The following is a 25,672-nucleotide window of genomic DNA, read 5'->3' on the forward strand; positions in this document are numbered from 1 at the left end:
ATGAAGCTCTCCACCAGAAGCCGCTATGGCACCCGTCTTATGGTAGATATGGCCCAGCATTATCATGATGGCCCCATTCACCTGGCCAACGTCGCCAAACGGCAAGGGATCTCCGTGAAATATCTGGAGCAAATCATCATTCCTTTGAAGAAGGCTCATTATATTCAAAGTGTGCGAGGCCCCAAAGGTGGTCATGCCCTGGCCAAGCCCCCGGAGGAAATTACGGTGGGGGAAATCGTGGCGTTACTGGAAGAGGGCGCGAGTTTCGCGGAGTGTTCAGACCATGACGACTCTTGTGAGCGTTCTTCAACCTGTTTGACGCGTCATCTTTGGAAAGAGGCGGCGCAAGCTATGTTTGACAAATTAAACGCCATTACCCTGGCCGATGTGATGGAAATGGGCGAACCCTGCCTTTCCGATCAAGGAGTCTAAAATGTATAGCGCAACCGTAATGGACCATTTCAACAATCCCCGTAATGCCGGGGTTATCGAAGATGCCGACGGGATTGGCGAGGTAGGCAACCCTGTCTGTGGCGATATGATGACTTTCTACATCAAGGTCAAGGACAACCGTTTGGAGGACGTAAAATTCCAGACCTTCGGCTGTGTGGCTGCGATTGCCGTATCCAGTATGGTGAGCGAGATGGCAAAAGGCAAGCACCTGGAGGAGGCCAAAAAGATTACCAATAAACTGGTGGCCGAAACCCTGGGCGGCCTGCCGCCGAACAAGCTGCATTGCTCCAATCTGGGAGCCGAGGCCTTGACGCTGGCCATTAACAATTATCAGGAGAAGAGCCATACAGCTCCCGAAAAATGAGGGCAATGGCCAAAACCGGCCAATCAGGCGATTCAGGAGCAGAATGAAGAGCTCCTCTTTCAAGGGCATTTGCGCCGGAAAAGAAACTTACTAAAAGACTTGATAAAAGATTCAAGAGGCATTATTTTATAAAAAAAATATTCAAGAAGGGTATAATAACTGACGAATTTAACTAACTAAGTCAATAGGATATATCTCCATTTCTTGCTTCACCGACAGGAGGCGGCATGGACGGCTACGGGGTGGTGAGATTCTTGGTGACGGGTATGATGCTGCTGGTCATAAGCGCTTGCGGCGAGTCCCCGATTAACGTAGAGGCCCTGAAATCCAAGCCCAAGGAATACGTAGGCTCGGATACCTGCAAACTCTGTCATCTGGAGCATTACGACTCCTGGAAGATGACCCTGCACAGCCGGATGATGCAGGACGCCCAGAAGAACCGGGACGCCATCGTCACTGAGATCGATCCTGCGGTAATCCGGGCTGATCTGGAAAAAATCAAAGCCAAGCTTAAGATTCCGGTGGACAAGTTTTATATTCCCAAGGTGGAAGACATCAAGTACACCGTCGGCAGCCAGTGGAAGCAGCGGTACCTGGTGGAAAAGGATGGAAACCTCGTCTTTGCCCCCATTCAATACAATCTGGAGTCCCACCGCTGGGTCAATTACAACGAAGACAAGTGGGAGAAAAAGCTCTGGTTTAATGACTGCGGCGGCTGCCATGCCACCGGAGTGAATTTAGAGAAGAAAACTTTTATTGAACCCGGCGTGAGCTGCGAGGCCTGTCACGGCAAGGGCTCCTGGCACGCGGCTCTCCCCAAGACCGCGGTCTTCGAGAAGCGGACCACCATCGTCAATCCGGCCAAACTCACCATGGGGGTGGCGGTGCAAATCTGCGGCTCCTGCCACAATCGGGGCAAGGCCACCAAGCAAAAAGGCGTCGAATGGGCCGTGGGTTATGAGCCGGGGAAAGCCCTGGAGGCTTATTTCAAATCCACCTCGTTTGCCGCGGGCGACGTCAAGCACTTGTATGCCAATGAGTTCTCCCAGGGCCACCACCAGCAGTATATTGACTGGTCCCTATCGATACACGCCAAAGAAGGGGTGACCTGCACTTCCTGCCATTACGTGCACCAGATCGGCATGCCGCCCACCCGGTCCCAAACAGTGAGCGCGGGCTCCAAGCAATGTCTCACCTGCCACGTGCAGATGAACAACAATCAGGCCCACTCCATTCATTCCTTTGCCAACTGCGTGGGCTGCCATATGCCCAAAATCGCCACCAGCGGGGAATCCGGCGATATCCACAGCCACGTGTTCGTGACCTTGTTGCCCAAAGATACCCTGGCCAATCCAGTGATCCCCAACTCCTGCCAGACCTGCCACAAGCATAAGAATCAGGATCTGAAGCAGTTGCAGGCAGCTTATGATGCCCTGACCGTGCTACCCAAACCGGTGGGACTGTCCCAGAAGGCGGTGGAGGTTCCAAAGGAGGTTCCCAAGAAGGCAGAGGCCCCGGCACCAGCTCCGGCCCCCAAAGCAGAGGCTCCCAAACCACCGGCTGAGGCCCCCAAGGCGCCTCCCAAAGAAGGCGAAAAGAAATAAGGAGACGGCTATGCACCTCCGGAGGCTGCTCCCGAAAGCCGTTCTCCAGGTTACCTTGGGACTGCTGGGGGTCCTGATACTGTGGCCCTCAGCAGCCCCGGCCCAGGAAGAGGTGACCTCGCCCATCCGCCGGTACAAAGATAAGGAACTCAGCACCGGCTACTACGAGGAACATGAGGTCAAACCCCGGCGCGTGCGCCCTTATGTAGGAGTGCCGGAAGTGCAGCGGCGCTACTCGCCCGTTACCCCCTACCGGCCCCGGGCGGCCATTGAGCCCGGTGTCCGCTCCCGCCTGGAAGACTCCCATGCCGGCATCCAGTTCTACGAACAGCGGCGGTGCGAGGAATGCCACGTGAACGAGGCCGGCCACAGCCACACCACCCGGGGCAACCTTACCTGCCGCCAGTGCCACGGCGCAGAACCCATCGCCGGCATCAACTTCTACTTTTCCCCCATGAACCCCATTCGGCGCCATGCCTACGTCTGCGCCAAGTGTCATGAAGGGGCCAATGTCTCTTTTGCCACCTTTAAGGTCCACGAGCCCAAGGCCAGTGACCCCGCCACTCGGAAGACCTTTGCGTCCCTGTATTACACCAACTGGTTCATGTACCTGTTGATCGTGGGCACCATGGTGTTCTTCGGCCTCCACACCCTGATCTGGGTGGGTAAAGAGTCTTACCACGCCATTCGCGAGAAAAGGAAGCCGGAGCCGGAGCCTAAACCTGAGATTGAGCTCGAGCCCGAGCCCGAGCCCAAGGCCGAATCCCCTCCCGAGAAGCCGGAACCCAAGGAGCCGGAAAATGAATAACCAGGTGCGGATTGTCCGGTTCAATATCTTTGACCGCCTCTTTCACGTCTTTATCATGGTGACCTTCCTGATCCAGGCGGTCACCGGCCTGGGGCGCCTGTTATATACCACTAACTGGGGCAAGGCCGTCGTCAACATTTTCGGTGGCTATGGCGGCGCCACCACGGTCCACAATACCGTGGGCATCCTGATGATTATCGGCTTTGTGATTCATATCGCCTATGTCCTGGCCAAGGTGGAATGGAAGACCTGGCACAAGAGCCTGTTTGATGCGGATTCACTGGTCCCACGGCCGGCGGACGTGGTCCACCTGGGACAGAAGATCCGCTGGTTCTTCGGGCTGGGGCCCCCTCCGGCTTTCGACCGCTGGACCTACTGGGAAAAGTTCGATTACTGGGCGGTCTTTTGGGGCCTACCGCTTCTGGCCATAACCGGCATACCACTCATGTATCCGCTGGCAGCCAGCCGTATCATGCCCGGCTGGGTCTTAAATGTTCTGGTTCTGCTCCACCGGGCCGAAGCCCTGCTGGCCATGCTTTATATTTTCATCATCCACTTTACCATCGGCCATTTGCGCCGGGGCATGTTTCCCATGAATGAGTGCATGTTTGCCGGCAGCGTGGAATTGGAGAAGGAGCGGGAGGAAAAACCGCTGTGGATCGCTCGGCTCCAAGAGGATGGGAGGCTGGAGGAGGCTATAGTCCCAGGGCCGCCGCAGTGGTACCGGATAGCATATTTTATCTTCGGTTACACAGCCCTGGCCGTCGGCCTGTATCTGCTGCTCAGCATTATCGTTTACCGCAACTACATCGAATGGCACTAAAAGCTATTTCAAATGGTTTTTTTGTTAACCAAATTTTTGCCATGCCGCTCCGGTTCTACAAATTCATGATTGACCTGCCCGGGAGGATAAAGGAGGGATTATGCCACTAACCCTCACAGGGCGAGAGATCTGGGCAGTTATTCACGGCATGATGCTGGGCTCGCTTTTTTTGTTGGCCTATGGGGGCGGTCTGGCCGAACTGATAAACTTGAGTTCCAAATGGTCCACCGAAGCCGGTATTAAAAAGCGGGTGCGCCGCTTGATTGTCGGTACCTGGTTTATGGCGGTGGTAGCCTGGCTCACGGTTATCATCGGCACCTGGATCGTCTATCCCATGTATCGAGCTAAACCTCCGGCAGGAGCCGACCTGAGCATGTTTCCCCGCTCGTTCCTGCTTTCCAAACCCGAGCTGGCGCAATGGCACAAATTTGGGATGGAGTGGAAGGAGCACGTGGCCTGGCTGGCGCCCATTCTGGCCACCACAGTGGCCTACATGGTGACCCGTTATGGCGCCAGGTTAGCCAAGGACGATCAGGTTCGTCGTGCCGTGATCGTCCTTTTCTCCATCGCCTTTTTCGCGGCTGCGGTCGCCGGTCTTTTTGGAGCCTTTATCAATAAAGCGGCCCCGATTCATTGAGCGGAGGAGCCTACCATGGCGAATCAGCAGTCGGAAACTAACGGCTCCATCGTCGCCGCGATGTTGGCGGCCGGCATCGGGTGCTTCTTTTTGGGGTTAACAACCTCGTTGGCGCAGGGCAGCAAGGCCATCGGCGGTCTGCTAAATTTTTACAACCCGGTTGGCCCCTTGGGCGGCAAAACCATAGTGACCTTGGTACTATGGTTGGTCGCCTGGGGAGTACTTGCCAGCAGATGGAAGGACCAGTCGGCAGACTTTGGCAAAATATATAGGGTGACCTTAATCCTGGTGGGCCTGGGACTATTGGGAACGTTTCCCTTGTTCTTTGACTTATTAGGTCATTAGTATTTCAGCAAACCTGGCCGACTTGGGGAAGACTGCCTAAGTTATCATCGCACCGCAAACTTTTAGGATGAAAAAGGCAGGGGCAGCACCGGGGCCACGTCCATCCACAACACGGTCGGCATCCTAATGATCATCGGCTTTGTGGAAAAGGAGCGGGAAGAAAAACCCCTGTGGATCGCCCGGCTCCAGGAGGAGGGGCGACTGGAAGATGCCATAGTCCCGGGACCGCCGCGCTGGTACCGGATCACCTATCTCGTCTTCGGTTACACGGCCCTGGGCGTTGGCCTTTACCTTCTTATAAATCTGCTTATTTATAAAAATTACATTGAATGGCATTGATGATAACGTGCCATAAACAGGAACTTATCGGATTCTTTACGAAAATTGCGTTATGGGCTGAATATAAAAGGTCTTAAGCTCACTGATAAGGTTTTCAAGAATAGTAGGTAGCTGTCATCCCACGTTCCCTGCTTTTCTGTCCCAAGGCATACACTTTTTCCCCGGAGGAAACCGTTAAAGATATCTGGTATCCTCGTTAATAAATACCCGGCTCGAAAAAAAGCTTAGTTTTGTACAAATTCTTGTAATCTTTGGTAACCATGATTATCGTAAACTCACAGTAAAAAAGCCAACCCCGTCGCAAGCTGGGGACGGAAAGCCATGAGGGCTTGCTAAGACAAAACCATGCAACCAAAGGAGGATAGCTATGAAATTCTTTCTAAGCGCATTCCTGACCCTGGCTGTCACAGTCCTGGGTCTGCCCTCTCAGGGCCTCACCCTCCCTATCACCTACACAGCGAATCTAGACGGCCCGAGCGAATCTCCGCCCAACGCATCGCCCGGAACCGGCTTCACCACGGTCATCTTCGATTCCGCTGCCCACACCCTGGAGATCCATGCAACCTTCAGTGATTTGATCGGACCTACGACCGCGGCGCACATCCATGCCGCTACGGACTCACCGTTTACCGGTACCGCAGGAGTCGCTACCCAGACACCAACTTTCGCTGGCTTCCCTCTGGGAGTGACGAGTGGGACTTACGAGCACACCTTTGACCTGACCCTGGCCTCGTCATGGAACCCCGCCTTCATTGCTGCCCAAGGAGGGACTCCGGCAGGCGCTGAAGCGTCGCTTGACGCTGCCTTAGCGGCTGGAAAGGCCTATTTTAACATTCATTCCACTTTCCGTCCTGGTGGTGAGATTCGCGGCTTTTTAGTGGTGCCCGCTCCAGCCACTCTCCTTCTCTTCGGCACTGGTTTAGCAGGCTTGGCAGGAACCCGACTCAGAAGGAAGAAACAATAGTCCACACAAGGCAGGGTCATTGTGACCCTGCCTATCCAACATCAATCGCCAATATTCGATCGCTGGCTATTGACTGTTCCGCGGCCGAGATCCTCGCTGCCATCTTCGTGTGACGTGACGACTCCAAACCCTGGGGAGCTTTTGAAGGCCCCGAAAGGGAATCCTAAAAAAACGGATTGGCTCCCGAATGACTCTTCCCGCCGGAACCTCAAGAACTGGGAACTTCAACCTTTGATTTGTTATCTGCGCTCTCGGATTTGTTATTTTTTTCAGTAGGAATTTCATCCTCTGATTTGTTATCTTTTTCAGGTTGTCCCTTCCTGAGCTCATTCAACACGTCTACGACTGAATTGTAAAGGTCAAAGCCAGCCCGGGTGTGAAGCCGGCTACCCTGAAGCACCTTCCGGAAATGCCCTTTGGCGTTGCAAATGCCCAGGACAATGCCTCGACTTTTAAGGTCGCCGTGAAGCTCATCCAGCATCTCGACGGCGTTCACATCCATATCTACAATGGCCTCGGCATTGACGAGGAAGAAGGTGACCTGGGGCCGGGCCGAATCGATCAGTTCCTGAACCCGGTGGGAGAAATGAGCGGCGTTAAAAAAGTAGAGCGGCCCGCCAAACCGGTAGATCATGAGACCCGGCACAATCGGCGGCCGGGTGATGGTTTCATGGGGCCGGGCCAGCCGGTGCAGGACGAGAATGATGGCGAAAACCACCGCCACCAAGATGCCGATCATGAGACCGGCGATCAGAACCGCGGCGGTGGTGGCAATGCTGAAGTAGGCCGAAGCCGGCCGCGTTCGCCACGCGGTTATAACTTCTTTAAAGCTGAAAAGCCTGATTCCCGCTACGACAATGATCGCCGAGAGCGCCACGATCGGGAGATGCTTGAGGATATCGGTGAAATAGAGCAAAAACAGGCCGAGCATGATGGCGGCGGAGAACCCCGCGAACTGGGTGCGCCCGCCGTATTGATCATTCACCACGGTGCGCGACTGACTGCCCCCGATCGCGAACCCTTGGCAAAAACCTGCCCCCACATTGGCCAGACCCAAAGCTATCAACTCCTGGTTGGGAGCTATCCGATACCGCCCTTTCATGGCAAAGGCCCGCACCGTGACCGCGCAGTCTATATAAGAGACGAGGGCCAGGCCCACGCTGAAGGGCAACAAATCCAGGATATCGGAGAACTTTATCTGTGGCAGCGTAGGATTCGGCAGTCCGGCGGGGACGGAACCGACGATCTTGATTCCCTGGTTTTCCAATCCCAACCACATTACCGCGACCGCGGCCAGACCCACCACGAGGACTGCCTCAGGCAGCTTGGGAATAAAGCGAAACAGGAACAATCCCAGGAGGCAGGCTGCCCCCATATATAAGGTGAGTGGGTGATACGTGAAGATCTTGGTGCCCAATTCCCAAATCTGCAGGAAAAAACCTTCCTGTTTGAGTTCAATCCCGGAAATTTTTCCCACTTGACTTAAGATGATGATCAGGGCCATGCCGTTGAGAAATCCGATGACCACGGATTTAGGAATAAAGTCGGAAATGAACCCTATCCGGGCTATACCTCCGACCACCTGAATGACCCCTACCATGATGGCGAGCATCATGGCCAGGGCCAGGTAGCGGGCCGGGTCTGCACCTGCGGCGAATGTTGCCAGGGAGGAGGCCACCAGGATTGCCACCGTGGCCTCACAGTCAATAATAAGTTGGCGAGAGGTGCCGAAGAGGCCATAAACCGCCATGGCCAGCAGGGAGCCATAAAGGCCGTTAATAGGCTTAAGCCCGGCCATTTGAGAGTAGGCCAGCGCCGCGGGGATGGTCACCATGAAAATGATCAGACCGGCTAGCAGGTCGTTCGGCAAATAGCGCAGTTTATAATTCCGCAGCAGATCAAGTCGCAGCATGGCGGTGGCGCCGTCTGGCGTGGCGACCACCGTTTCGAACTTCTCAGTTCCCTCTCTGCTTTTTTTTCTTGGCATGCTCTCCACCCCTTGGCATTGCGGTCTTGACCTTATTTTATTAGCACTTTGCCGGGAAAAATCCAGCCTAACTTATTAATTTTTTAAAATTTTTTTTGTGCCTAATTGTAATGGGGAGGATAGCTGTGCTAGATGAGAGTGGCCAGCTACTTATGGAATTTTAAATATAAATCTGGGGCAGTTTACATAACGAATCTGATGATTAATTTTTAGAGGGACATCGCAGGCATCAAAGACCTGGCTTGGAATAGGCCACTGAACCGAAATTGACGGCACATCAGGTTGGTTATTATGTGGGATGGAATTAATTTATTTTCAATGTTCCTTACTGTAGCAGGTTTATGCCTGTTCGAATCAGTAACCAGTATCGATAATGCGGTTATAAACGCCGATGTTCTTGTAACAATGTCTCAGAGAGGCAGGCGCTGGTTCCTTCTTTGGGGGCTTCTCTTTGCCGTCGTCGTGGTTCGAGGAGTTCTGCCCTGGTTAATCGTCTGGATGGCTACTCCAGCGCTCGGCCCCATTGGCGCTCTCACCGCCACCTTCAGCAATGATCCGAGAGTTATAAAGGCAATTAAAGATTCATCTCCAATATTGCTGGCCGGTGGGGGAACATTTTTGATTTTTCTTTTTTTTAATTGGCTGTTCATGGAGCCGAAAAAGTATGGCCTTAAGGGAGAACGTTTCATTCATGCGCAAGGGATCTGGTTCTATGCGGTAGTTTCAATAATTCTCACTCTCATTGTTTGGTTTGCGCTCAAAATTAATCCTTTCATGGCCTTTGGAGCAGTGGTGGGATCAAGCGCCTTTTTTATCACGCATGGTTTTAAGCAAAATGCACAACAGCGTGAAGAACAGTTAGTTTCCGGAAAAGGGAACTTAACGGATATAAGTAAAATTTTATATCTTGAAGTCATTGACGCCACTTTTTCCATCGACGGTGTCCTGGGGGCCTTTGCTTTTACGCTTTCCGTGCCACTAATCCTGATCGGCAATGGTCTGGGCGCTTTAATCTTACGCCAACTGACGGTCGGAAATATTAAACGAATTAAAAAATACATTTACCTCAAAAACGGGGCCATGTACGCCATATTTTTCCTTGGAACCATCATGCTGTTAGACAGTTTCGGATTCCATATTCCCAGTTGGGTTTCGCCCATCATCACCTTCCTGGCAATTGGCTATTTCTTTATGCGATCCCGGAAGGTTTTGGTCGAATGCCCTAAGGCAAAAGAAAGGAAAAAGGGACCGGCCTCGGGCCAGACTTAATCCCGCGGTTGGATAACCTGTGAGGTCATTGGTTATGAATATGAATTTGAATGTGCTAGGCATTAACCTGAACTTGGACAAGGCGGTAGGCCAACTCGTTGACAAGCTAAGCGGCTGGGCCATCGCCACCATCAAGATGCTGCCTAACCTGGTGGTAGGCACCCTCCTTATAATAATTTTTTGGATCTTGAGCGCTTACGCGGCAAGATTAGCTAACCGGCTCATATTAAGGTTCACCGGTTACAGACACATTGCCAGACTTATGGCCAGGATGACCACCCTGGCCGTCATCACCCTGGGCGTAATCCTGGCCCTCGATGCCCTCAACCTGGATAAGGCCGTGGCTTCGATGCTGGCCGGCATCGGCATCCTGGGCGTGGCTCTCGGCTTCGCCGCCAAGGATCTCTTCGCCGATTTTATCGCGGGCATAGTCTTGCATTTCGAACATCCCTTCCGTCTGGGCGATCGGATCAAGAGCGGCGATATTTTGGGCTTCGTTGAGTCCGTGGAATTCCGCGCCACCATAATTCGCGGCAGACAGGGTGAGAGATTTACCGTCCCCAATAAGGACATATTGGGTAACGCGATCACCAATTACTACATTTCCGGGGACCGCCGGGTAGATTTATACATCGGCATCGATTACACGCCTGATCTCCAACAGGTTGAAGACCTGGCTCTGGAGGCGGTGAGAGCTTTGGACCCGCCGTTACGGAACCCCGACCGCCCGGTGGAATTTTTTTATGAAGAGGTGAAGGATACCACAGTCATTTTCAGGATTCGTTTCTGGATCAACGAACCCGATCAGCCGGTCTTTTTAAAGGCCAGAAGCGAGGCTATCAAGGCCATCAATGAGGCCTTTAAGGCCAAGGTAGTTATCAGGCCCTCCGCGGTTGTCACCCTGGATTTCGGGGTAACCGGAGGATCAACCTTGAGAGACCAACTCGAGGGCTTGACAATTCCCCTCTCCTTGCCGGAAACAACGCAAGCACAGAATAATAAAAGCTCCAAGATGGAGGATAAACAAGACAAGATAGATGCAAATTCCAAAACCAGGGAAAAGAAAAGCGGCAAGGAACAAGACAGTCGGGAGGAATAGTTCAGTAATGTCAGACAAAATCACGTTCTCTGCAATTTAATTCCGGCAAAGAGAGCCAGAAATGAAAACCATCGTCCTCATAGCGCTCAATGTGTCTTTATTGGGCTTTTTTATTTTTCTGCTCACCCGGCGGCACCTGCTTACCTATCATCATGACCGGCGCTTGTGGCTGACCTGGCTTTCCGTAGGTGTCATCACCTTAATGGATGAATGCACCTCGCCGTTTTTTGGGATTGCCGAGGCTTACCGCTTTATCGGCATCGGGGCCGTGGTTTTTCTCGTTTTAACCAATCTGTTGATGCGCTTCATGTCTTTCCGCTACGCGGAAATTGCCGAAATCCTGGAACATCACAAGATCATCGGGGGCGGGGTTTATTCCTTTTCTTATTTTGTCCTGGGACCGACGGTCTCTTTTATTGCCGTGGCCTCCATCCTGGTGGATTACATCCTTACCGCCTGCATCTCTTCAGTGAGCGCCGTGGGCAACCTCATCCCCTTCACGTCATTCGCACAATCGTCTGGCGAATTCCAGCTTTTCGTGGCCCTGGGGATTATCTGGTTAATTGCCGGGCTGAACATTGCCGGTGTCAAAGCCAATGCCCGGTTTACCTTTGGGATCTTCCTCTTAACCGCTTTAGTCATGTTGAACCTGGTGGCTTCCGGCCTGGTTGACTTCGGGCGGTTAGGAGCTTGGCCGCGGCTTCAGGCGGCGTTTGCCAGCGCCGCCGGCAGCCTGGAAAAAGGCTCCTGGTTGACCCATTACGGCACTTTCGTTACCCACATCGCCTTCTGTATCCTGGCGTTTTCCGGCATCGAATCGGTGATCCAGACGGCCGGCCTGGTCAGAAGTTGGCGGGACATTCTTAAAGCCTACTGGTTTCTGGCCCTGACCGTGGGGTTGATGACGCCGCTCCTCAGCGCCCTGGCCTTGACGGCGCCCTTTGATATCAGCAAACATGAACTTGATCTGCTATCTCATTATGCCACCATAGTTAATGGTGTCCCCTTCGGCATCCTGGTGGCCGTGATAGCCGCCTTTGCCCTGGCCATGGCAGTCAATACCGCATTTGTGGCCTCCAGCGAACTCTTGGAACGGGTAGCGCAGCGTTATAGGCTCAAATGGCTTATCGTTACCAACCGCCGGCATTCGCTCTATAGAATTCATCTCCTGAATGCCGCCTCTTTCACGGCCATCGTGGTTATCGCCGGGGGCAAGCAGGCTCTGCTGGCGGAGATGTTCGCCGTAGGCCTGGTGGCCAGTTTCTGCATCAACATGGGTTGCCTCGTTCTCTACCGTTACCGCAAGGGAACTACCGAGATCGAGTATTACACCAGCCGTCTCGGCACCCTCATCTTGTGGATCATCCTGATCAGTTGTTTTGGCTTCCTGGCGGTGGTGAAGATTCATGGCACCGTCTTATGGGCCATAATTAGTGCTATTGTGCTGACCATCGGTCTGTTGGTGTCCCGGCGGCATGCTCCGGAGATCAAGGAGGAATTCAAAGGTGATATCACGGCGGATATGATCGGCTATCTGATTGAATCCAGAGAGCGGTCGGTGCACCTGTTTTTCCGCCGCGGGAGAGAGCCGAAACACGGGATGGATGAAAGGGCCCCCGGTCTGGCAAGTCTGGAGCCCGGAATTAGCGAATGGAATAGCGTTTATATAACTTTTTATTCTCCCCGGGCCGGTGCGCCTCCCAAGGCCCACTCCAATCATTTCCGATTTTCACTCTCCAAACACACCTTCTTTCATGAGATGGTTTACTTATTGCGGCTGATGGAAACCGAATTTCCTGACCGTCATGTGGTGGTGCACATAGGCTGGCCCCTGTCTTCCTGGTTTGACCGCCTCTCCATGGGGGTGATGTATTTGAAGTTTCTGCGCCTGCCCTGGATGTTCCCCAGTTTCGGGTTTATTATGCGTTATACCACGAGAGTATCTCTGCCCTTGGCGAGGCGTAACCAAGAAAACCCAGCAGAACAAAAGGGCCAGCCATAAACATCCTCGGCCCCGACTCACTCCGGCCCGCGCTAAGCCTAACGGCGAGGTCAGTCGAAGCAGCTTAACCGCTAATCCCAGGCCGGGGAGATGCTCAGGCCTTCGTTCCCCAGTTTAAGGGCCGCCCCCATCCGCTCCGACTTCAGATTAAGCACCACCCCGGTGGAATTCTTCAACACCAACCCGCCAGATCCTTTAATCACCGTAGCACCGGCCTCGACGCCATAATATGTGCCCGGGAAGTCGTCAAGTTTTTGTAAATTGTAGACATCCCCTTTGGCATTTATCGAGGTAACGCCTACGCCGATCAGATTCAAACCCTTGACTTTAAATTTGTAACCCTTCCCCTTAAAGTTAAGCGTGCCGTCGCCCCAGCTTACCCCGAGGCCTGCTGCGACCTGCGTGACTTTGATGGTTACTGCGCCGGCAGGATTGCCTTTTTTCTCTTCTGCCCCTTCGGCCTTTTTCTCCTGGGCTCCTGCCGAGATTACCGCCAAAGATAAGAGCAACGCCGTGATCAGACTGAATAAAATTCTTTTGGTGAACATTTTCGTTTATTCTCCTCTGCTAAGTGATGGGCATTGCTTGATGCCACCAACGACAATGGGCTCCAGGCCTAATAAGATCGCCAGGAGCCCTGCGTCTGTTGCAAGGTTAAGACATATAAAGCGAGCCTGACCTTTTATAGGATTGCCCGATTCTGCTTCAGTCGTGTTCGCGTTCGTGGCCACGGCGTTCGAAGCTTTTCCATCCACGCCCTCGATATTTGTAGGATTTTCGCCCGCGGTGCTCCCAATCTTCGTACACTCCTTCCCTGCCTATCTGGGGGGCGACATAATAAAGGAACTGCGAAAGTGGGTCCGTATATGGCGCGGAATAATAATTGTAATAATTATAGGGCGATGGGTAATAATAGGGGTTGTTATAGGGCGGCGGCGGATACGGCGGCGGTTGTCCGCAGGCCGGATCGGTTCCGAAGCCGTGGTAGCCTTGACCGCCCCCAGCCAGCAGCATTAAGGTCAACCCCAAGGTTATCCACACTCTCTTCATAAGGAACCTCCTTGATAATTACCAGGACGTTACAACCAGCCTTCTCACTGCGATAAGCCAGAACCGCAGGAGATTCACGGCCATCGGTAGGACCAGGGAATTCCCGTTTCTCCGCACGATGGCCGATTCGCCCTCATTATTTTTTCTTCTTCTTTTTACCGGCTTCTTCCTTCATACACTTTTCCATCATTTCCTGGCGCCAGCTGGTCATGGCCAGCAGGTACTTGCCCTGTTCCACCGGACTCAGCAGGGCCAGTTCCGCATCCCGCTGATCCTTGAAGGAAGTAAAGAGCTTATCCTGACCGGCCGTGGTCGCGGAGACCAGATCCTTGATCTTCGCCTCATCCGGTTTGTCTGTCGCCAAGACAGTCTTCAATTCCCCTTGGGATTTCTTCAGGTCGGCGATAATCTTCTGGCGCTCAGCCGCATATTTATCGTCCACCTCCATAAAAGCCTTTTCTTTGTCAGGGGCAAGCTTCATTTTTTTGAGGATTTGGGCTTTGAGTGCCTTGAGCTGTCCCTCCATCTTCTCTTGGGCCTGGCCAAAGGTGGGAACCAGCAGTATCACAGCCAAGATGGCGCAGAGCGCGCCGAGCTTGAAGTTGAACTTACCTTTCATGCTGTCCTCCCTTTAATAAACGGTTAAAGGCCACTTAGAACCTGGCTAGAGAGCCCGTTCCATTTCGATGGTAAAGCCTTCCGGCCCGATATTCACACTCAAGCCTTTCTGCTCGGCCACCAGGCGCAGGCGAACGCCTTGATGGTTTTGCACGATCAAGCCTTCCTTGCCTTTGATTACCGCCGCGCCTGCCTTAACCGCGGCATAGGGCCCCGGGAATTGTCCGACATCGAATAAATTATAGACATCTCCCTTGACGGTAGCCTTCTTAATCCCAACCCCAAAAATCTGCAAGCCCTTAACTTTAAAGGTGTATTGCTTGCCTTTGTAGGTAAGTGCGCCCTTGCCCCACTCATACCCAACCCCAGCCGCGACCGTGGTCAGAGTCATTTCCACCTGACCCATGGGGAAGGGTTTGGCATAAGGAACTTTTTCTTCGCCCGGTGGGGGTGCTTTCTGGCCGACTTCGGGTGCTTGTGCCTGGACGTTCATTGAGAAGATCGCCACCAGGAATAGGGCCACTAATCCGAGAATGGAAAATCTTGACCGGTTCATTTTTGCCTTCCTCCCGTCAGGGGACGGACAGAGTCCTGTCCCGAGATAGTTTTTTTGTAAAATATAATTCAAAAAATTAGAGCTGAATTTCCTGATGTCAAGAGAGCGAATTTTGGGAAGGCAAGGCAGAGCTCTGAAAACTCACCTTGCTTGCCCTGAAATAATAGCTTCCGGAGAATCATCATTCCTTGACTGAATTCTTTCTGGGGGGGTTATTGACAAGGAAATTTTGAACCTTAATTTTAAATTACATAAATTGATTTTTTCTAATTTATCCGTTTTTTAGAGATAACTATTGCACCATCGTAAGGCCTATCAAGGGCAGGAAACAACGAGCAAAATTTTCGAGGAGACCATGAGATGAGAAAACTGCTGTGTGGGGTAGTCCTGACCTGCTTCTGGCTGGGAGTAAATCCCGCCCTGGCTCAAGGCCCGACTGAATATATCCGGGGCATCCTGGATAGAGTAATGACTATCCAAAACAATGATTCTTTAAGCCGGGCAGCACGCAGTCAGGCAATCCATCAAATTGTTAGTAGCTCTTTTGATTTCAACGCGATGGCCAAAGACGTGTTGGGTGGCACCTTTGACCAGTTGAGTTCCAGCCAACGCAGTGAATTCATCGATACTTTCCGATACCTCTTTCAGGATTCTTACACCAGGATGGTGCTTAATTTCTTAAAGCAGGAAAATATTGAATACGGGAAGGCCACCCAGGGCGGAGGAAAGGCCAAGGTTGACACCGTTATCAAACGGCCTAATGAAAACATCCCGGTCACTTACCTGATGCATTCCGCCGGCGGCTGGAAGCTTTATGATGTCGTTGTGGACGGCGTAAGTATCCTTTCGACTTATAGGAGCCAATTCGCCAATGTCATCAAAACCAAGTCTTTCAATTATCTTATCGATAAGATGAAGCAGCAACGTCGAGGGGTTGAGTAGACCTAAAAGGCTGTATAAGCCGATACTCGCTTATTCATAAATACGATCTTTAGGAGGATTCTATGCTGGGTTGGGCAATTACATTCCTCATTGTGGCATTAGTGGCCGCGCTTTTGGGGTTTACTGGCATTGCGGTCCTTTCGGTTGAGATCGCTCGATTACTGTTCATTGTTTTCATCGTCCTCTTCGTGATCTCGTTGATCTTTGGGCTGATGCGGCGACCTCCAAGAATCTGAAGATTGACCACATCTGTGATTCGGTAATGATTTCCACTAGTAAAACCTAATGGGAGGATTGCGATGAAATTCTGTGGAAAAAGGGCTCTCTTGGCGCTTGCTCTTGCCCTGGCTTTGACTGCTGGACCTGCGGCGGCCCTGGAAAGGGCCGAATTTATTAATGGCACCCAGTGGACCCAGTGGTCCAACCAGGACAAACTCGTTTATATCCGGGGCATAGGCAACTGGGCCGATTTTGTCACCGAGGCCCAGACGCAAAAGGGCAGGAGCTTTGAGTTTTGTATTTCCAAGGTCCTGGTCGATGAGCTCAAAACCAAGAGTTTGGGCCAAATTGTGGCCAACGTCGATGCTTATTACCAGGAGAATCCCACCAAACTTAATACCTCAGTGATCGAAGTAGTTTTACGGCGCAGCACCAATGCCTGCCCGCCTGAAGCTGGCGCAAGGGGGAAAAACTAATGAAAAAATATCTGACTTTGACTTTGGCGGCCTTCCTGTTGGTCGGCGCCTGTGCCGGCATGGATACTACTACACAACGGACCCTGACCGGTGGGGCCGTCGGCGCGGGCAGTGGAGCCCTCATCGGCGCGGGAGCGGGCTCTGCAGCCAGCGGCGCACTCATCGGGGGTGGCGCGGGGCTTTTAGGCGGCTACCTTTACGATCAATACCAGAAATCCAGGTAGAAGCGTATTTGCCTCTGCGCCCTCTGCGTCTCTGCGGTTAATTTTTTTTCACCGCAGAGGCGCAGAGGGCGCGTAAGATACGTCATCACTCGTTCCATCTCTTCTTAGGCGGTTTCCCGAAGAGCAGATCCGGAGGCCGGAGATAAATCCTCTCTACCAAGAGATCCAGGGTCTCAGAGGTCTGCCCCAGTTTCTCCACCACAGCATTGACCCGGTCCAGGGCCAGACGGGATTTCCCCACGGTTTCCGGAAGCATCATAGCCTCCAGGTCCTTTTTCGCCTTGGCCACCAGGGTGCGCGTGCCCTCGAAGGTTTCTCTGGCCTCCAGGAGAATCTTTTTGATTTCCCCCTTGGAAATATCCTTATCAATTCTGGTGGAGATCTTTTTCAAATTACCTGAACTGACCTCAAGTCCGGCTATGATGCGCTTCGTTTTCTCTCCCCCAAAAAAATCTTTCATCTCTTGAAAACCAAGCTTCGCCTCTTTTGAAATTCCTTTTGCATCTATTTCCTTCAGATTGGCGACGACTTCCTCTATCCCCGTGACAATCCTCTTGATTTCCGAAGGTTGGGAAGGAATGACCGGGTATTTTGAAACAAACGTGAGCTCGGGGGATACAAAGGGCTTTTCCGGATCGAGCGGGACCAGGTTAACAAACATGACTCCGGTAACCCCGGTTAACTGCAACTGAGCTACATAACCTTTGGTCGGGTCAAATTTGAGATTGACGACCATGACCACCCCGACCTTAAGGTTGTCCGGGGCTATCGTGATATCTTCCACCCGCCCCACCTTCACCCCTCTAAATTTAACTTCCGAATCCTTTTCCAAACCCTGGACCGATTCATCAAAATATGAGATATAACTTTTCCCTCGCTCGAAGTATTGACTGGCCCCTATCCAGATCAATATTGCGGCGAAAATAATGAATCCCCCGGTGACAAAAAGCCCCAAGAGAAAACTGGAAAACTTCTTTCTGGCCATCTTAGATTTTCCTTTCCTTTAACCTGGAAGGCAGACGATTAAAGAAGTTATGTACCCGGGGGTCCTCCGAGTGCTCTTGCAATTCCCGGGGATCGCCTGTAGCAATCAGTCCCCGGGCGTCTTTGTCCAGCATGATAACCCGGTGGGCAATATTGAAGATGGATTGAAGTTCATGGGTGACCACCACCATAGTGATCCCCATCCCGGCATTGATGCTTTTCGTGAGGATGTCTATTTCAGCAGCAGTAACGGGGTCCAAGCCGGCCGAAGGCTCATCGAAAAAAAGGACCTTGGGGTCCAAAGCCATGGCTCGAGCCAGCCCCGCCCGCTTCTGCATGCCACCCGACAGCTCCTCGGGCAGATGATTCTCGTAACCTCCCAGGTTGACCATCCCCAGCTTCATCCTGACGATACGGTCTATTTCGTCCTCAGGCAGACCCGTGTACTCCTGCAGGGGCAAAGCGACATTCTCACCCACAGTCATGGAACCGAACAGGGCGCCGGCCTGAAAGGTCACGCCGATTTGCCGCCGTAATTTTCTTTGCTCCGATTCATCCTCCGTGTTGATATCAATGCCGTTGATCAGCACCTTGCCGGAGAAGGGTTGATAAATGCCGATCATTTGTTTCATGAGGGTTGATTTGCCACAACCGCTCCCTCCCAAGATCACCAGAATTTCGCTAGGGAAGACCTCGAGGCTGACGTCTTCTAAAATGATATTTTCTCCATAGCCCGCGGTAAGCCGGTCCACCACGATAACGGGTTTTTTCCCCTGACTCGATGGCGTCTTTTTATTTGCCAAGGTTCGTCATCCTCGCTCTGAAAGGGTGCATCCTGACTTGATCCAGGTCCTTGCCCCCGGGGCTTGCCGTTTCACCGGGTTCCGGAACACTCACCTTTAGTGCAGGGTTATGGCCTGATGTAGTGCAAAACTATGGCGAAGATACATTCGATAATTACAATAATAAAGAGGGAAGTCACCACCGCCGACGTGGTCATAGTCCCTACGGCCGCAGCCCCGCCCCGCACCTGGAAGCCTCTCTGGCAACCGATGCTGGCCACCACTACCGCAAAGACCACCGACTTGATCAGGCTGGAAATCAGATCGAATAACGTTATATTCTTCATGGTTTCATTGACATAGGTGTAAACCGTAAAATCCAGCATATACACCCCCACCAGGAAGCCGCCGGCAACACAAAAGAGCATGGAGTACAAGGTAAGCAACGGCAATACCACAACTGTGGCTAAAACCTTGGGCACGGCTAAGAACCGCAGAGGGTCAAACCCCATGGCGCTGAGGGCATCCACCTCTTCCTTCACCATCATGGTGCCGATCTCCGCGGCAAAGGCCGAACTTGACCTCCCGGACACCAGGATAGCGGTCAGCAAGGGCCCCAACTCTTGAACCACCGCGATGGCAATCAGGGCCGCCACAAATATGGTAGCTCCTACGAGCTTGAGCTGCAGGGCCGAGAGGAAGGCTATGACCGCCCCGGTTCCCATGCTCATCAGACTGAGGATGGGGAGCGCGTCCACCCCGGCCCGCTTCATGTAAAAGAGAACATCCATCCATCTCACCGAGCCTGGATGCCGGAAACAATGGGCCAGGGCGAACAACAGATCCCCCAGGAAAGACTGGAGGGTATAAAAGTCGTCCAGGAGCACCCGCGTCTCATCCCCAATTTGGGTAAAGAAATCAGGCGTAACTTCCTCGGAGCGCAGGGGAGCCATGCTGACGGCCTCGGGGTCGATAAGGCCCATCACCCCCCTGGTTTTTTCACTTGCCTTCTCAAAGCTGCAGGGAATCGATTGGGCTTCGGCCTCCGCCTTCAGATCCAGCAAAGCCAGCGCCGCGGCACTGTCAACATACTCCACCCCGCCTAAGTCTACGGTCAGAGAAGTGGGGTCCATGCGACTCAGGAAGCTCTCCAGTTCTGACCGAAACTTAAAGAGATTATCAAGCCCAATCTGTCCGGAAATCCTGAGGCGGACCGCCTTGCCTTTATTGCCCTCGACCTCAAGGCTGAATTCCGGCAGGCTCTCGGTAGGCTCAGTCATATATTCCTCGGTTTGTGCAGCAAGTTGGCCGTCTTTGAGGCAAGCCCGCCAAAATCATAGATCATGAGATTTTTCAATGAGTTGATCCTGACTCATTTGAATAAACAATAGTCACTTAGTCCGGAAAAGCAATATAGGGCAGAAGTTTACGACTTCATGGACCCGATGAGAGTGAGACCGGATCTGGGTTGGTGGGCTGTGGAGCGGGGTCTCGGCGAAGGCCTCTTGACTCGCATTGCCTCACGGCTGAAATTACGGCAGGAGTTGGATAAATTGTTGCGTCAGGCGCAAATCATAAGCAACTTCATTCGCCTCGTGGTCGCCTAAAAGCAGTTCCGCCTCGCCTCTCCAAGCTTCCCCGCACTAGGAATGAGCGCGGAAAATTGTGTTATCTTCTTATTTATGCTAAATGGCTATCTAGCAATTTTTTTAATCGGTTCCCGATCTGAACTTGGGAACAAATCAGCCGGCCGTACATTGCGCCTTGGCGTCTTGGCAGAGAAAACGCCCTGGCGTGAGACTATCATTAATCTTGGAACCCGCCTCCGCCAATCTGGATAAGCGTCAATGGCCACTCCTTCTGGGTCTGGGCCTGGTGGGGCTGGTGCTGTTTTTCTACCAATTGGGCGCAGCAAACTTGATGGACCCGGACGAAGGCCGCTATGCCGAGATCGCCCGGGAAATGCTGGCCGGCAAAGATTGGCTCATCCCCAGGCTCAACTTCCTCCCTTATCTGGAAAAACCGCCCCTGGTCTACTGGCTCACGGCCGCGAGCTTCAAGATCTTTGGAGAAAACGCGGCTGCGGCCCGTCTGCCGGTGGCGTTAAGCGCCTTGGCCGGGTTGTTCCTGGCCTACGGTCTGGGCCGGGCCTTCTGGGGGCCGATGGCGGGGGTCCTGAGCGCCCTGGTCCTGGCTACCAGCGTCGGCTACGGTGTCCTCGGCCGCATCCTTACCCTGGACATGCCTTTTGCCCTCTTTTTAAACCTGGCCATCGGCCTGGGATACCTGGCCCTGAGCCGAGAACATCCCCGGATTTGGCTTTGGGCTTATCTGGCCCTGGCCCTGGCGGTCCTCACCAAGGGGCCGGTGGCGGTGCTGCTCACGGGCCTCATCTGGATCATTTGGGTGGCGGCCAACCGCTGGCCCTGGCGCCCCCTCATCAATCTCAGCGGCTGGGTGCTCCTGGGCCTCATCACGCTGCCGTGGTTGGTGTACGTGCAGTGGCGGTTTCCGGAGTTCTTCCAATTTTTTATCATTGAGCAGCATTTTGGACGGTTCCTGACCCCGGTCATTCACCCGGAGCCTTTGTACTATTACATTCCCGTGCTGCTGGGGTTGCTGCTGCCCTGGACCTGGCTTTTGCCCTGGGCTCTGGGCCGCGGCCGCCCCTTTAGGGACCCGGATGAGCGCTTCCTTATCATCTGGGCCGCGGTGATCGTGGTCTTCTTCTCCCTGTCCCGGGGCAAGCTCGTCCCATACATTCTGCCGGCGCTTATGCCTCTGGCGCTCATTATTGGCCGCGGTCTCGTCGAACTGACCGGCCCTGGGCGCTTATCCTTCAACAGCCGGGGTCTCAGGACCGGCTTGATCATCTGGGCCGTGAGCGGAGTGGCGCTGGTGGCCCTTAACTCCTGGCCTCCCGAGCCCTTGGCCCGAGCCCTGGGCAAAGCCGGCCTCACCTCCCCTTATCTTCTCTTAGCCTGTCTGATTTTTGCCCTAACGCCCCTGGCCGCCTTGCTCTGGCGCCACCTGGGGGCGCTGCTGTTGGGAGCGCTGCTGCTGGCCGCCCTGCTGCCGACCGGCATCGACCAGGTGAGCCGAGGGCGGTCGTTTAAGGACCTGGGTTTGGCCCTCAAACGCGAGTGGCAGCCTGGGGCCGCGCTGGTGGGGGTGCAGCTTTATTCCCAGGGACTGAGCTTTTACAGCGGCCACATCTTTTATCTCATGGGCTGTCGCACCGAGTTGGACTTCGGCGAGCGCCTGAGCCCGGAGCAAGGCCTCTGCCTTCCCGGCAAAGCCGCACTGCCGGCCTTCACCGCGGCCCATCCTGTGACCTTTTTTTTCCTGAAAAAGGACGATCTGGCCTGGCTGGCCGAGGGGTTGCCAGGCGCCTTCCGGCGGGTGGGCGCGCATAAGGATTGTATTTTGGTGGCCTATGAAGGAAAATAATAAGATTATGGTGTCGCCATCCATATAAGGATGGCTTCTGGGATAACCAGAATCTGTCCCTTTCGCATTTTACCCAACAAACTTAACCTATAACTTATTGATAATTTATCTTATATTAACCTGAAACCTGAAACCTGAAACCTGCTCTTAAACCATGCCCCAAATCCTTTACCGCTATTTGGTCCTGGAAATCCTGCCGCCCTTTGGCGTGAGCCTTCTGGGCTTCACCGCCATCGTGTTTTTGGGGCGCATGATGAAGGTCACCCAGATGATCGTGGTCAAAGGCGTTGGCCTCATCGACGTCTTAAAGACCTGCGTCTTCCTCTTACCCTACCTGCTCGTGTTCACCCTCCCGATGGCGGCCACGGTGGGCATCTTGCTGGCCATGACCCGGTTAACGGTTGACCAGGAAATGATCGCCATGAAGACCTCGGGGTTGAGCTACGGCCAACTGCTGCCGCCGGTTCTCGGGTTTTCCCTGGCCGTGGGACTCCTGACCCTTGGCCTCACCGTATTTGCCACCCCCTGGGGACAGCAGGCCACCAAGGATTTGCTCAAGGATGTGGTCAAGCGGCGGGCCGATTTGGGCATCAAAGAACAGACCTTTAATACCGACTTTAACGGCCTGATGCTCTTTGTGAATCAGGTGGAGGCCAAGGGCGGCCATTTGGAAGGGATTTTTGTTTATGATACCAGAGACCCGGAAAATCCCCTGACCATTTATGCCGAGAACGGGGACCTGAGCTACGACCCGAAGCAGGAAACCATGCTCATGCAACTCCAAGACGGTCGCGTGATCCGCTGGGGCGAGGGGGCGAATCGCTGGCAGACCCTGGAGTTCAGGACCTATGAACTCCCCCTGGAGGTGTTCAGTTTTGCCCTCAAGGGGGGCAAATCCGAGTCGGAAATGTCCTTAAGGGAATTGTGGGCCATCATTGCTCAGAAGCCCCGGGGGTCCGACCCCTCCAACCGCGCCCTGGTGGAACTGAACCAGCGGTTTGCCCTGCCCGTGGGCGCGATGCTGCTCTGCCTGATGGCCATGCCTTTGGGTTTAAGTCCCCTGCGCCATGGCCGCACCTGGGGCCTGGTCCTGGGCCTGGTGGTGTTTCTGGTTTATTACGTGGTTTTCACCGCGTCCTGGCGCCTGGCCGTTAACGCGCGGATCAATCCGGCGCTGGCCCCCTGGCTCTCCAATTTCCTCTTCGTCTGGGTGGCCCTCTATCTTTGGCGCCGGACCGTGCGCGAGCTGCCCTTACTACCCGCCCACTGGCTGCTCCAGGGCCAGCGCCTGTTGAAAATCAAGGGCTAACAACAATGCTGTTCACTTAACCATTGGCAACCCCTATTAGGATGTAGGGGCGGGGTTTCCCCGCCCATCCCCTGGCACTTTTGAACCAGGGCGTGGAGACCCCGCCCCTACCAGGTCGAGATGAACCTTCCGGGGAATTCAATTTTCTCTTTACGCCCATTTCTTTTTCCCGATAAAATAGTAAGCTGCACGCATAACTTAAGCACAAAGGGTGAGTTATTTCTCAGTTAGACACACTTCAAGGCGCCCGGGTGTTGATCACCGGCGGCGCCGGCATGATCGGCAGCACCATCGCCCATCAGGCCGTGGCCCAGGGGGCGATGGTGAGTATTCTGGACGCCATGTTGCCGCTGTATGGGGGCAACATGTTCAATCTCCAGGGGATTATAGAACAGATCCGGTTTATCCCCGGCGATATCCGGGACCTGGACCTCATGCGGCGGGTGGTGCCCGGCTACGATTATATTTTCAGTTTGGCGGGCCAGGTGAGTTACGTGGACAGCAACATCGACCCCCTCCTGGACCTGGATATCAATTGCAAGGGGCACCTTCAGGTGTTGGAGGCCTGCCGGATGGAGAACCCCCGGGCCAAACTGCTTTTTGCCAGTTCCCGGTTCGTCTATGGCCGCATCGAATACAATCCCGTGGATGAAGGCCATCCGTTTAATTGCTTGAGCATCTACGGCATCCACAAGCTAGCCGGCGAAAAATATTATCGCTTCTATCAAGAAGCCCATGGGCTGGCCACCGTCAGTGTGCGCATCGCCAACCCCTACGGTCCCCGGCAGCAAATGAAGCACAGCAAATACGGCATTCTCAACTGGTTCATCCGCCTGGCCCTGGAGGGGCATCCTCTCACCGTATTTGGCGAGGGGCTGCAGCGACGGGATTATATCTTTAATGAAGACTTGGCCGCAGGCTGTATTGCGCTCATAGGTAGCCCGGGAAACGAGGGGCAGGTCTACAACCTGGGCACCGGCACCGGGGTCCCGCTAATCGACATGGCCCACCTGGTGGCCGCCGCGGTGCCCGGCACCGAAGTGCGCCAGGTGGAGTGGCCCAAAGATCGATATTTCGTGGAAACCGGCGATTATCTCAGCGATATCACCCGGATCACCGCTGCCTCGGGCTGGCTGCCCCGGACCACTCTAAAAGAGGGGATCGAGCGCACCGTGGCTTATTACCGGCAACATCGGGGCCAATACTGGTAGCGCCGCCGGTAGGGCGGGCGTCCCCGCCCGCCTCTGGTGGCACAGGCTTTCCAGCCTGTGCTGGTGGGCCGTGCCCACCCTACTTGCTCAAGGTTTTTTTCTAACCACTTGCAACTGACCACTGGCAACTGTTCCAAGCAGCCTAAAGATTTGACTATGACAAAATGGACCTCAAAGATCAAAAACCATACCTTTCTCGTCACCGGCAGCGCCGGGTTCATCGGTTTCCACGTGGCGCTGGCCTTGCTGGACCAGGGCGCCCGGGTCGTGGGGCTGGACAACTTCAACGATTATTACTCTCCGGCGCTGAAACATGACCGGGACCAGGAGCTGCGCCGGCACGCTAATTTTATCTCCATCACCGCCGACCTGGCCGATCTCCCGGCCTTAGAGGCCCTGTTTCAATCCCACCAACCACAAAAGATTTGTCACCTGGCTGCCCAGGCCGGGGTGCGCTACTCCCTGGTCAACCCGTTTGCCTACCAGAAGTCCAATGTGGAAGGGTTTCTCAATCTCCTGGAGATGGCCAAACGGTGCCGGGTTGAACGCCTGGTCTACGCCTCCAGCTCCAGCGTCTATGCCGGCCTGACCGAACTGCCCTTTACCGAAACCCAGCGGGTAGACACACCCATCAGCCTCTATGCCGCCACCAAAAAGGCCAACGAGCTCATGGCCCACGCCTACTCCCACCTGTTCGGCCTCCACACCGTAGGGTTAAGGTTCTTTACGGTGTACGGCCCCTGGGGCCGGCCGGATATGGCCATGTGGTTGTTTACCGCAGCCATGCTCCGGGGCAAACCCATTAAAGTCTTTAATTACGGCAAGATGCAGCGGGATTTTACCTATATTGACGACGTTGTCCAGGGCGTGGTGGCCGCGCTGATGGCTCCCGGCCTGGACCGTTATGAAATCATTAATATAGGAAATCACCGGGCCGAGGAACTCGCCAAGGTGATCAGCCTTCTGGAGTCGGAGCTTAAGGTCACCGCGGAGCAAAAGCTCCTGCCCATCCAACCCGGCGATGTCCCGGCCACCTATGCGGATATTACCCGGGCCCGGACCAAGTTGGGTTTTGAGCCCACTACCCCCATCGACATCGGGATTCCTCGCTTTATCCAATGGTATCTGGATTATCACCGTCTGCCGCGCCCCTAAGG

General features: G+C 53.9%; 29 protein-coding genes. 21 read left to right on the forward strand and 8 right to left on the reverse strand.

The features are described 5' to 3' along the window. The 9 genes from WC600_13765 (at window position 1) to WC600_13805 (ending at window position 6,337) form a co-directional block, all read left to right on the forward strand. Window positions 1-432, forward strand: a complete 432-nt coding sequence (locus tag WC600_13765) for an Rrf2 family transcriptional regulator (GenBank protein MFA4903797.1) — start codon at window positions 1-3, stop codon at window positions 430-432. Window position 433: 1 nt separating this feature from the next. Further along, window positions 434-817, forward strand: a complete 384-nt coding sequence (gene nifU / locus WC600_13770) for a Fe-S cluster assembly scaffold protein NifU (GenBank protein ID MFA4903798.1) — start codon at window positions 434-436, stop codon at window positions 815-817. A 227-nt stretch (window positions 818-1,044) separates the two neighbouring features. Continuing rightward, entirely contained in the window at window positions 1,045-2,421 is a 1,377-nt protein-coding gene (locus WC600_13775) for a multiheme c-type cytochrome (protein MFA4903799.1), read from the forward strand. 10 nt (window positions 2,422-2,431) lie between these two features. After that, on the forward strand, window positions 2,432-3,229 hold the full coding sequence (locus WC600_13780) for a hypothetical protein (protein MFA4903800.1): 798 nt from the start codon (window positions 2,432-2,434) through the stop codon (window positions 3,227-3,229). After that, the gene (locus tag WC600_13785; GenBank protein ID MFA4903801.1) at window positions 3,222-4,052 is read left to right on the forward strand and encodes a hypothetical protein; all 831 of its coding nucleotides are present in this window, start codon (window positions 3,222-3,224) and stop codon (window positions 4,050-4,052) included. Before WC600_13780 ends, WC600_13785 begins: the two co-directional genes overlap by 8 nt. 100 nt (window positions 4,053-4,152) lie before the next feature. Further along, window positions 4,153-4,689: a hypothetical protein gene (locus WC600_13790; protein ID MFA4903802.1), complete on the forward strand. Its 537-nt coding sequence runs from the start codon at window positions 4,153-4,155 to the stop codon at window positions 4,687-4,689. A 15-nt stretch (window positions 4,690-4,704) separates the two neighbouring features. Then, window positions 4,705-5,034, forward strand: a complete 330-nt coding sequence (locus tag WC600_13795) for a hypothetical protein (protein MFA4903803.1) — start codon at window positions 4,705-4,707, stop codon at window positions 5,032-5,034. Between the two features lie 126 nt (window positions 5,035-5,160). Beyond that, window positions 5,161-5,373: a hypothetical protein gene (locus tag WC600_13800; GenBank protein ID MFA4903804.1), complete on the forward strand. Its 213-nt coding sequence runs from the start codon at window positions 5,161-5,163 to the stop codon at window positions 5,371-5,373. A 367-nt stretch (window positions 5,374-5,740) separates the two neighbouring features. Further along, the gene (locus WC600_13805) at window positions 5,741-6,337 is read left to right on the forward strand and encodes a CHRD domain-containing protein (GenBank protein ID MFA4903805.1); all 597 of its coding nucleotides are present in this window, start codon (window positions 5,741-5,743) and stop codon (window positions 6,335-6,337) included. A 208-nt stretch (window positions 6,338-6,545) separates the two neighbouring features. On the opposite strand, the gene WC600_13810 is transcribed toward WC600_13805, so the two are convergent. Then, window positions 6,546-8,324 (reverse strand): SulP family inorganic anion transporter, encoded by a 1,779-nt coding sequence (locus WC600_13810; GenBank protein ID MFA4903806.1) that lies wholly within the window; start codon window positions 8,322-8,324, stop codon window positions 6,546-6,548. Window positions 8,325-8,615: 291 nt separating this feature from the next. On the opposite strand from WC600_13810, the gene WC600_13815 reads away from it, so the two are divergent. The 3 genes from WC600_13815 (at window position 8,616) to WC600_13825 (ending at window position 12,694) form a co-directional block, all read left to right on the forward strand. Then, window positions 8,616-9,593, forward strand: coding sequence for a DUF475 domain-containing protein (locus WC600_13815; protein MFA4903807.1), 978 nt, complete (start codon window positions 8,616-8,618; stop codon window positions 9,591-9,593). Window positions 9,594-9,627: 34 nt separating this feature from the next. Further along, complete coding sequence (locus tag WC600_13820; protein MFA4903808.1) at window positions 9,628-10,692, forward strand: mechanosensitive ion channel family protein; 1,065 nt, start codon at window positions 9,628-9,630, stop codon at window positions 10,690-10,692. Window positions 10,693-10,753: 61 nt separating this feature from the next. Then, the gene (locus WC600_13825; GenBank protein ID MFA4903809.1) at window positions 10,754-12,694 is read left to right on the forward strand and encodes an APC family permease; all 1,941 of its coding nucleotides are present in this window, start codon (window positions 10,754-10,756) and stop codon (window positions 12,692-12,694) included. A 71-nt stretch (window positions 12,695-12,765) separates the two neighbouring features. Here WC600_13825 and WC600_13830 read toward each other — a convergent pair whose 3' ends face one another. The 4 genes from WC600_13830 to WC600_13845 all read right to left on the reverse strand — a co-directional run bounded on the left by WC600_13830 (window position 12,766) and on the right by WC600_13845 (window position 14,918). Beyond that, a complete protein-coding gene (locus WC600_13830; protein MFA4903810.1) occupies window positions 12,766-13,242 on the reverse strand; it encodes a hypothetical protein in 477 nt (158 codons plus the stop codon). A gap of 157 nt (window positions 13,243-13,399) precedes the next feature. Then, entirely contained in the window at window positions 13,400-13,744 is a 345-nt protein-coding gene (locus tag WC600_13835) for a hypothetical protein (protein ID MFA4903811.1), read from the reverse strand. 136 nt (window positions 13,745-13,880) lie between these two features. Then, window positions 13,881-14,363: a hypothetical protein gene (locus tag WC600_13840; protein ID MFA4903812.1), complete on the reverse strand. Its 483-nt coding sequence runs from the start codon at window positions 14,361-14,363 to the stop codon at window positions 13,881-13,883. Between the two features lie 45 nt (window positions 14,364-14,408). Continuing rightward, window positions 14,409-14,918, reverse strand: coding sequence for a hypothetical protein (locus WC600_13845; GenBank protein ID MFA4903813.1), 510 nt, complete (start codon window positions 14,916-14,918; stop codon window positions 14,409-14,411). Between the two features lie 360 nt (window positions 14,919-15,278). Between WC600_13845 and WC600_13850 the strand changes: the two genes are divergently transcribed. The 4 genes from WC600_13850 to WC600_13865 all read left to right on the forward strand — a co-directional run bounded on the left by WC600_13850 (window position 15,279) and on the right by WC600_13865 (window position 16,779). Beyond that, window positions 15,279-15,860 (forward strand): ABC transporter substrate-binding protein, encoded by a 582-nt coding sequence (locus WC600_13850; GenBank protein MFA4903814.1) that lies wholly within the window; start codon window positions 15,279-15,281, stop codon window positions 15,858-15,860. Window positions 15,861-15,922: 62 nt separating this feature from the next. Next, window positions 15,923-16,096, forward strand: coding sequence for a DUF1328 domain-containing protein (locus WC600_13855; protein MFA4903815.1), 174 nt, complete (start codon window positions 15,923-15,925; stop codon window positions 16,094-16,096). Window positions 16,097-16,159: 63 nt separating this feature from the next. Beyond that, window positions 16,160-16,555: a hypothetical protein gene (locus tag WC600_13860; protein ID MFA4903816.1), complete on the forward strand. Its 396-nt coding sequence runs from the start codon at window positions 16,160-16,162 to the stop codon at window positions 16,553-16,555. Next, complete coding sequence (locus WC600_13865) at window positions 16,555-16,779, forward strand: YMGG-like glycine zipper-containing protein (protein ID MFA4903817.1); 225 nt, start codon at window positions 16,555-16,557, stop codon at window positions 16,777-16,779. The genes WC600_13860 and WC600_13865 overlap by 1 nt, the downstream gene beginning before the upstream one ends. Before the next feature lie 85 nt (window positions 16,780-16,864). Here the strand turns inward: WC600_13865 and WC600_13870 are convergent, their stop codons facing one another. The 3 genes from WC600_13870 to WC600_13880 form a co-directional block, all read right to left on the reverse strand. Further along, entirely contained in the window at window positions 16,865-17,764 is a 900-nt protein-coding gene (locus WC600_13870; GenBank protein MFA4903818.1) for an MlaD family protein, read from the reverse strand. A gap of 1 nt (window position 17,765) precedes the next feature. Further along, window positions 17,766-18,566, reverse strand: coding sequence for an ATP-binding cassette domain-containing protein (locus WC600_13875; GenBank protein ID MFA4903819.1), 801 nt, complete (start codon window positions 18,564-18,566; stop codon window positions 17,766-17,768). Between the two features lie 107 nt (window positions 18,567-18,673). Beyond that, window positions 18,674-19,825 (reverse strand): ABC transporter permease, encoded by a 1,152-nt coding sequence (locus WC600_13880; GenBank protein MFA4903820.1) that lies wholly within the window; start codon window positions 19,823-19,825, stop codon window positions 18,674-18,676. 156 nt (window positions 19,826-19,981) lie between these two features. On the opposite strand from WC600_13880, the gene WC600_13885 reads away from it, so the two are divergent. From WC600_13885 to WC600_13905, 5 genes are all read left to right on the forward strand, one after another. After that, the gene (locus WC600_13885; protein ID MFA4903821.1) at window positions 19,982-20,152 is read left to right on the forward strand and encodes a hypothetical protein; all 171 of its coding nucleotides are present in this window, start codon (window positions 19,982-19,984) and stop codon (window positions 20,150-20,152) included. 187 nt (window positions 20,153-20,339) lie between these two features. Further along, window positions 20,340-21,995 (forward strand): glycosyltransferase family 39 protein, encoded by a 1,656-nt coding sequence (locus WC600_13890; GenBank protein ID MFA4903822.1) that lies wholly within the window; start codon window positions 20,340-20,342, stop codon window positions 21,993-21,995. A gap of 154 nt (window positions 21,996-22,149) precedes the next feature. After that, on the forward strand, window positions 22,150-23,304 hold the full coding sequence (gene lptF, locus WC600_13895; GenBank protein MFA4903823.1) for an LPS export ABC transporter permease LptF: 1,155 nt from the start codon (window positions 22,150-22,152) through the stop codon (window positions 23,302-23,304). Between the two features lie 251 nt (window positions 23,305-23,555). Beyond that, on the forward strand, window positions 23,556-24,515 hold the full coding sequence (locus WC600_13900) for an NAD-dependent epimerase/dehydratase family protein (protein MFA4903824.1): 960 nt from the start codon (window positions 23,556-23,558) through the stop codon (window positions 24,513-24,515). A 156-nt stretch (window positions 24,516-24,671) separates the two neighbouring features. Beyond that, window positions 24,672-25,670: an NAD-dependent epimerase/dehydratase family protein gene (locus WC600_13905; GenBank protein ID MFA4903825.1), complete on the forward strand. Its 999-nt coding sequence runs from the start codon at window positions 24,672-24,674 to the stop codon at window positions 25,668-25,670. The last annotated feature ends 2 nt before the right edge of the window (window positions 25,671-25,672 follow it).

The organism is Desulfobaccales bacterium (assembly GCA_041648175.1).
In the GTDB taxonomy this organism is placed as follows: domain Bacteria; phylum Desulfobacterota; class Desulfobaccia; order Desulfobaccales; family 0-14-0-80-60-11; genus 0-14-0-80-60-11.

Excerpts from the sequence above, each read along its gene's own strand:
- WC600_13765 (MFA4903797.1), top strand. The coding sequence starts at position 1 with ATGAAGCTCTCCACCAGAAGCCGCTATGGCACCCGTCTTATGGTAGAT.
- nifU (MFA4903798.1), top strand. The coding sequence starts at position 434 with ATGTATAGCGCAACCGTAATGGACCATTTCAACAATCCCCGTAATGCC.
- WC600_13775 (MFA4903799.1), top strand. The coding sequence starts at position 1,045 with ATGGACGGCTACGGGGTGGTGAGATTCTTGGTGACGGGTATGATGCTG.
- WC600_13780 (MFA4903800.1), top strand. The coding sequence starts at position 2,432 with ATGCACCTCCGGAGGCTGCTCCCGAAAGCCGTTCTCCAGGTTACCTTG.
- WC600_13785 (MFA4903801.1), top strand. The coding sequence starts at position 3,222 with ATGAATAACCAGGTGCGGATTGTCCGGTTCAATATCTTTGACCGCCTC.
- WC600_13790 (MFA4903802.1), top strand. The coding sequence starts at position 4,153 with ATGCCACTAACCCTCACAGGGCGAGAGATCTGGGCAGTTATTCACGGC.
- WC600_13795 (MFA4903803.1), top strand. The coding sequence starts at position 4,705 with ATGGCGAATCAGCAGTCGGAAACTAACGGCTCCATCGTCGCCGCGATG.
- WC600_13800 (MFA4903804.1), top strand. The coding sequence starts at position 5,161 with ATGATCATCGGCTTTGTGGAAAAGGAGCGGGAAGAAAAACCCCTGTGG.
- WC600_13805 (MFA4903805.1), top strand. The coding sequence starts at position 5,741 with ATGAAATTCTTTCTAAGCGCATTCCTGACCCTGGCTGTCACAGTCCTG.
- WC600_13810 (MFA4903806.1), bottom strand. The coding sequence starts at position 8,324 with ATGCCAAGAAAAAAAAGCAGAGAGGGAACTGAGAAGTTCGAAACGGTG.
- WC600_13815 (MFA4903807.1), top strand. The coding sequence starts at position 8,616 with ATGTGGGATGGAATTAATTTATTTTCAATGTTCCTTACTGTAGCAGGT.
- WC600_13820 (MFA4903808.1), top strand. The coding sequence starts at position 9,628 with ATGAATATGAATTTGAATGTGCTAGGCATTAACCTGAACTTGGACAAG.
- WC600_13825 (MFA4903809.1), top strand. The coding sequence starts at position 10,754 with ATGAAAACCATCGTCCTCATAGCGCTCAATGTGTCTTTATTGGGCTTT.
- WC600_13830 (MFA4903810.1), bottom strand. The coding sequence starts at position 13,242 with ATGTTCACCAAAAGAATTTTATTCAGTCTGATCACGGCGTTGCTCTTA.
- WC600_13835 (MFA4903811.1), bottom strand. The coding sequence starts at position 13,744 with ATGAAGAGAGTGTGGATAACCTTGGGGTTGACCTTAATGCTGCTGGCT.
- WC600_13840 (MFA4903812.1), bottom strand. The coding sequence starts at position 14,363 with ATGAAAGGTAAGTTCAACTTCAAGCTCGGCGCGCTCTGCGCCATCTTG.
- WC600_13845 (MFA4903813.1), bottom strand. The coding sequence starts at position 14,918 with ATGAACCGGTCAAGATTTTCCATTCTCGGATTAGTGGCCCTATTCCTG.
- WC600_13850 (MFA4903814.1), top strand. The coding sequence starts at position 15,279 with ATGAGAAAACTGCTGTGTGGGGTAGTCCTGACCTGCTTCTGGCTGGGA.
- WC600_13855 (MFA4903815.1), top strand. The coding sequence starts at position 15,923 with ATGCTGGGTTGGGCAATTACATTCCTCATTGTGGCATTAGTGGCCGCG.
- WC600_13860 (MFA4903816.1), top strand. The coding sequence starts at position 16,160 with ATGAAATTCTGTGGAAAAAGGGCTCTCTTGGCGCTTGCTCTTGCCCTG.
- WC600_13865 (MFA4903817.1), top strand. The coding sequence starts at position 16,555 with ATGAAAAAATATCTGACTTTGACTTTGGCGGCCTTCCTGTTGGTCGGC.
- WC600_13870 (MFA4903818.1), bottom strand. The coding sequence starts at position 17,764 with ATGGCCAGAAAGAAGTTTTCCAGTTTTCTCTTGGGGCTTTTTGTCACC.
- WC600_13880 (MFA4903820.1), bottom strand. The coding sequence starts at position 19,825 with ATGACTGAGCCTACCGAGAGCCTGCCGGAATTCAGCCTTGAGGTCGAG.
- WC600_13885 (MFA4903821.1), top strand. The coding sequence starts at position 19,982 with ATGGACCCGATGAGAGTGAGACCGGATCTGGGTTGGTGGGCTGTGGAG.
- lptF (MFA4903823.1), top strand. The coding sequence starts at position 22,150 with ATGCCCCAAATCCTTTACCGCTATTTGGTCCTGGAAATCCTGCCGCCC.
- WC600_13905 (MFA4903825.1), top strand. The coding sequence starts at position 24,672 with ATGACAAAATGGACCTCAAAGATCAAAAACCATACCTTTCTCGTCACC.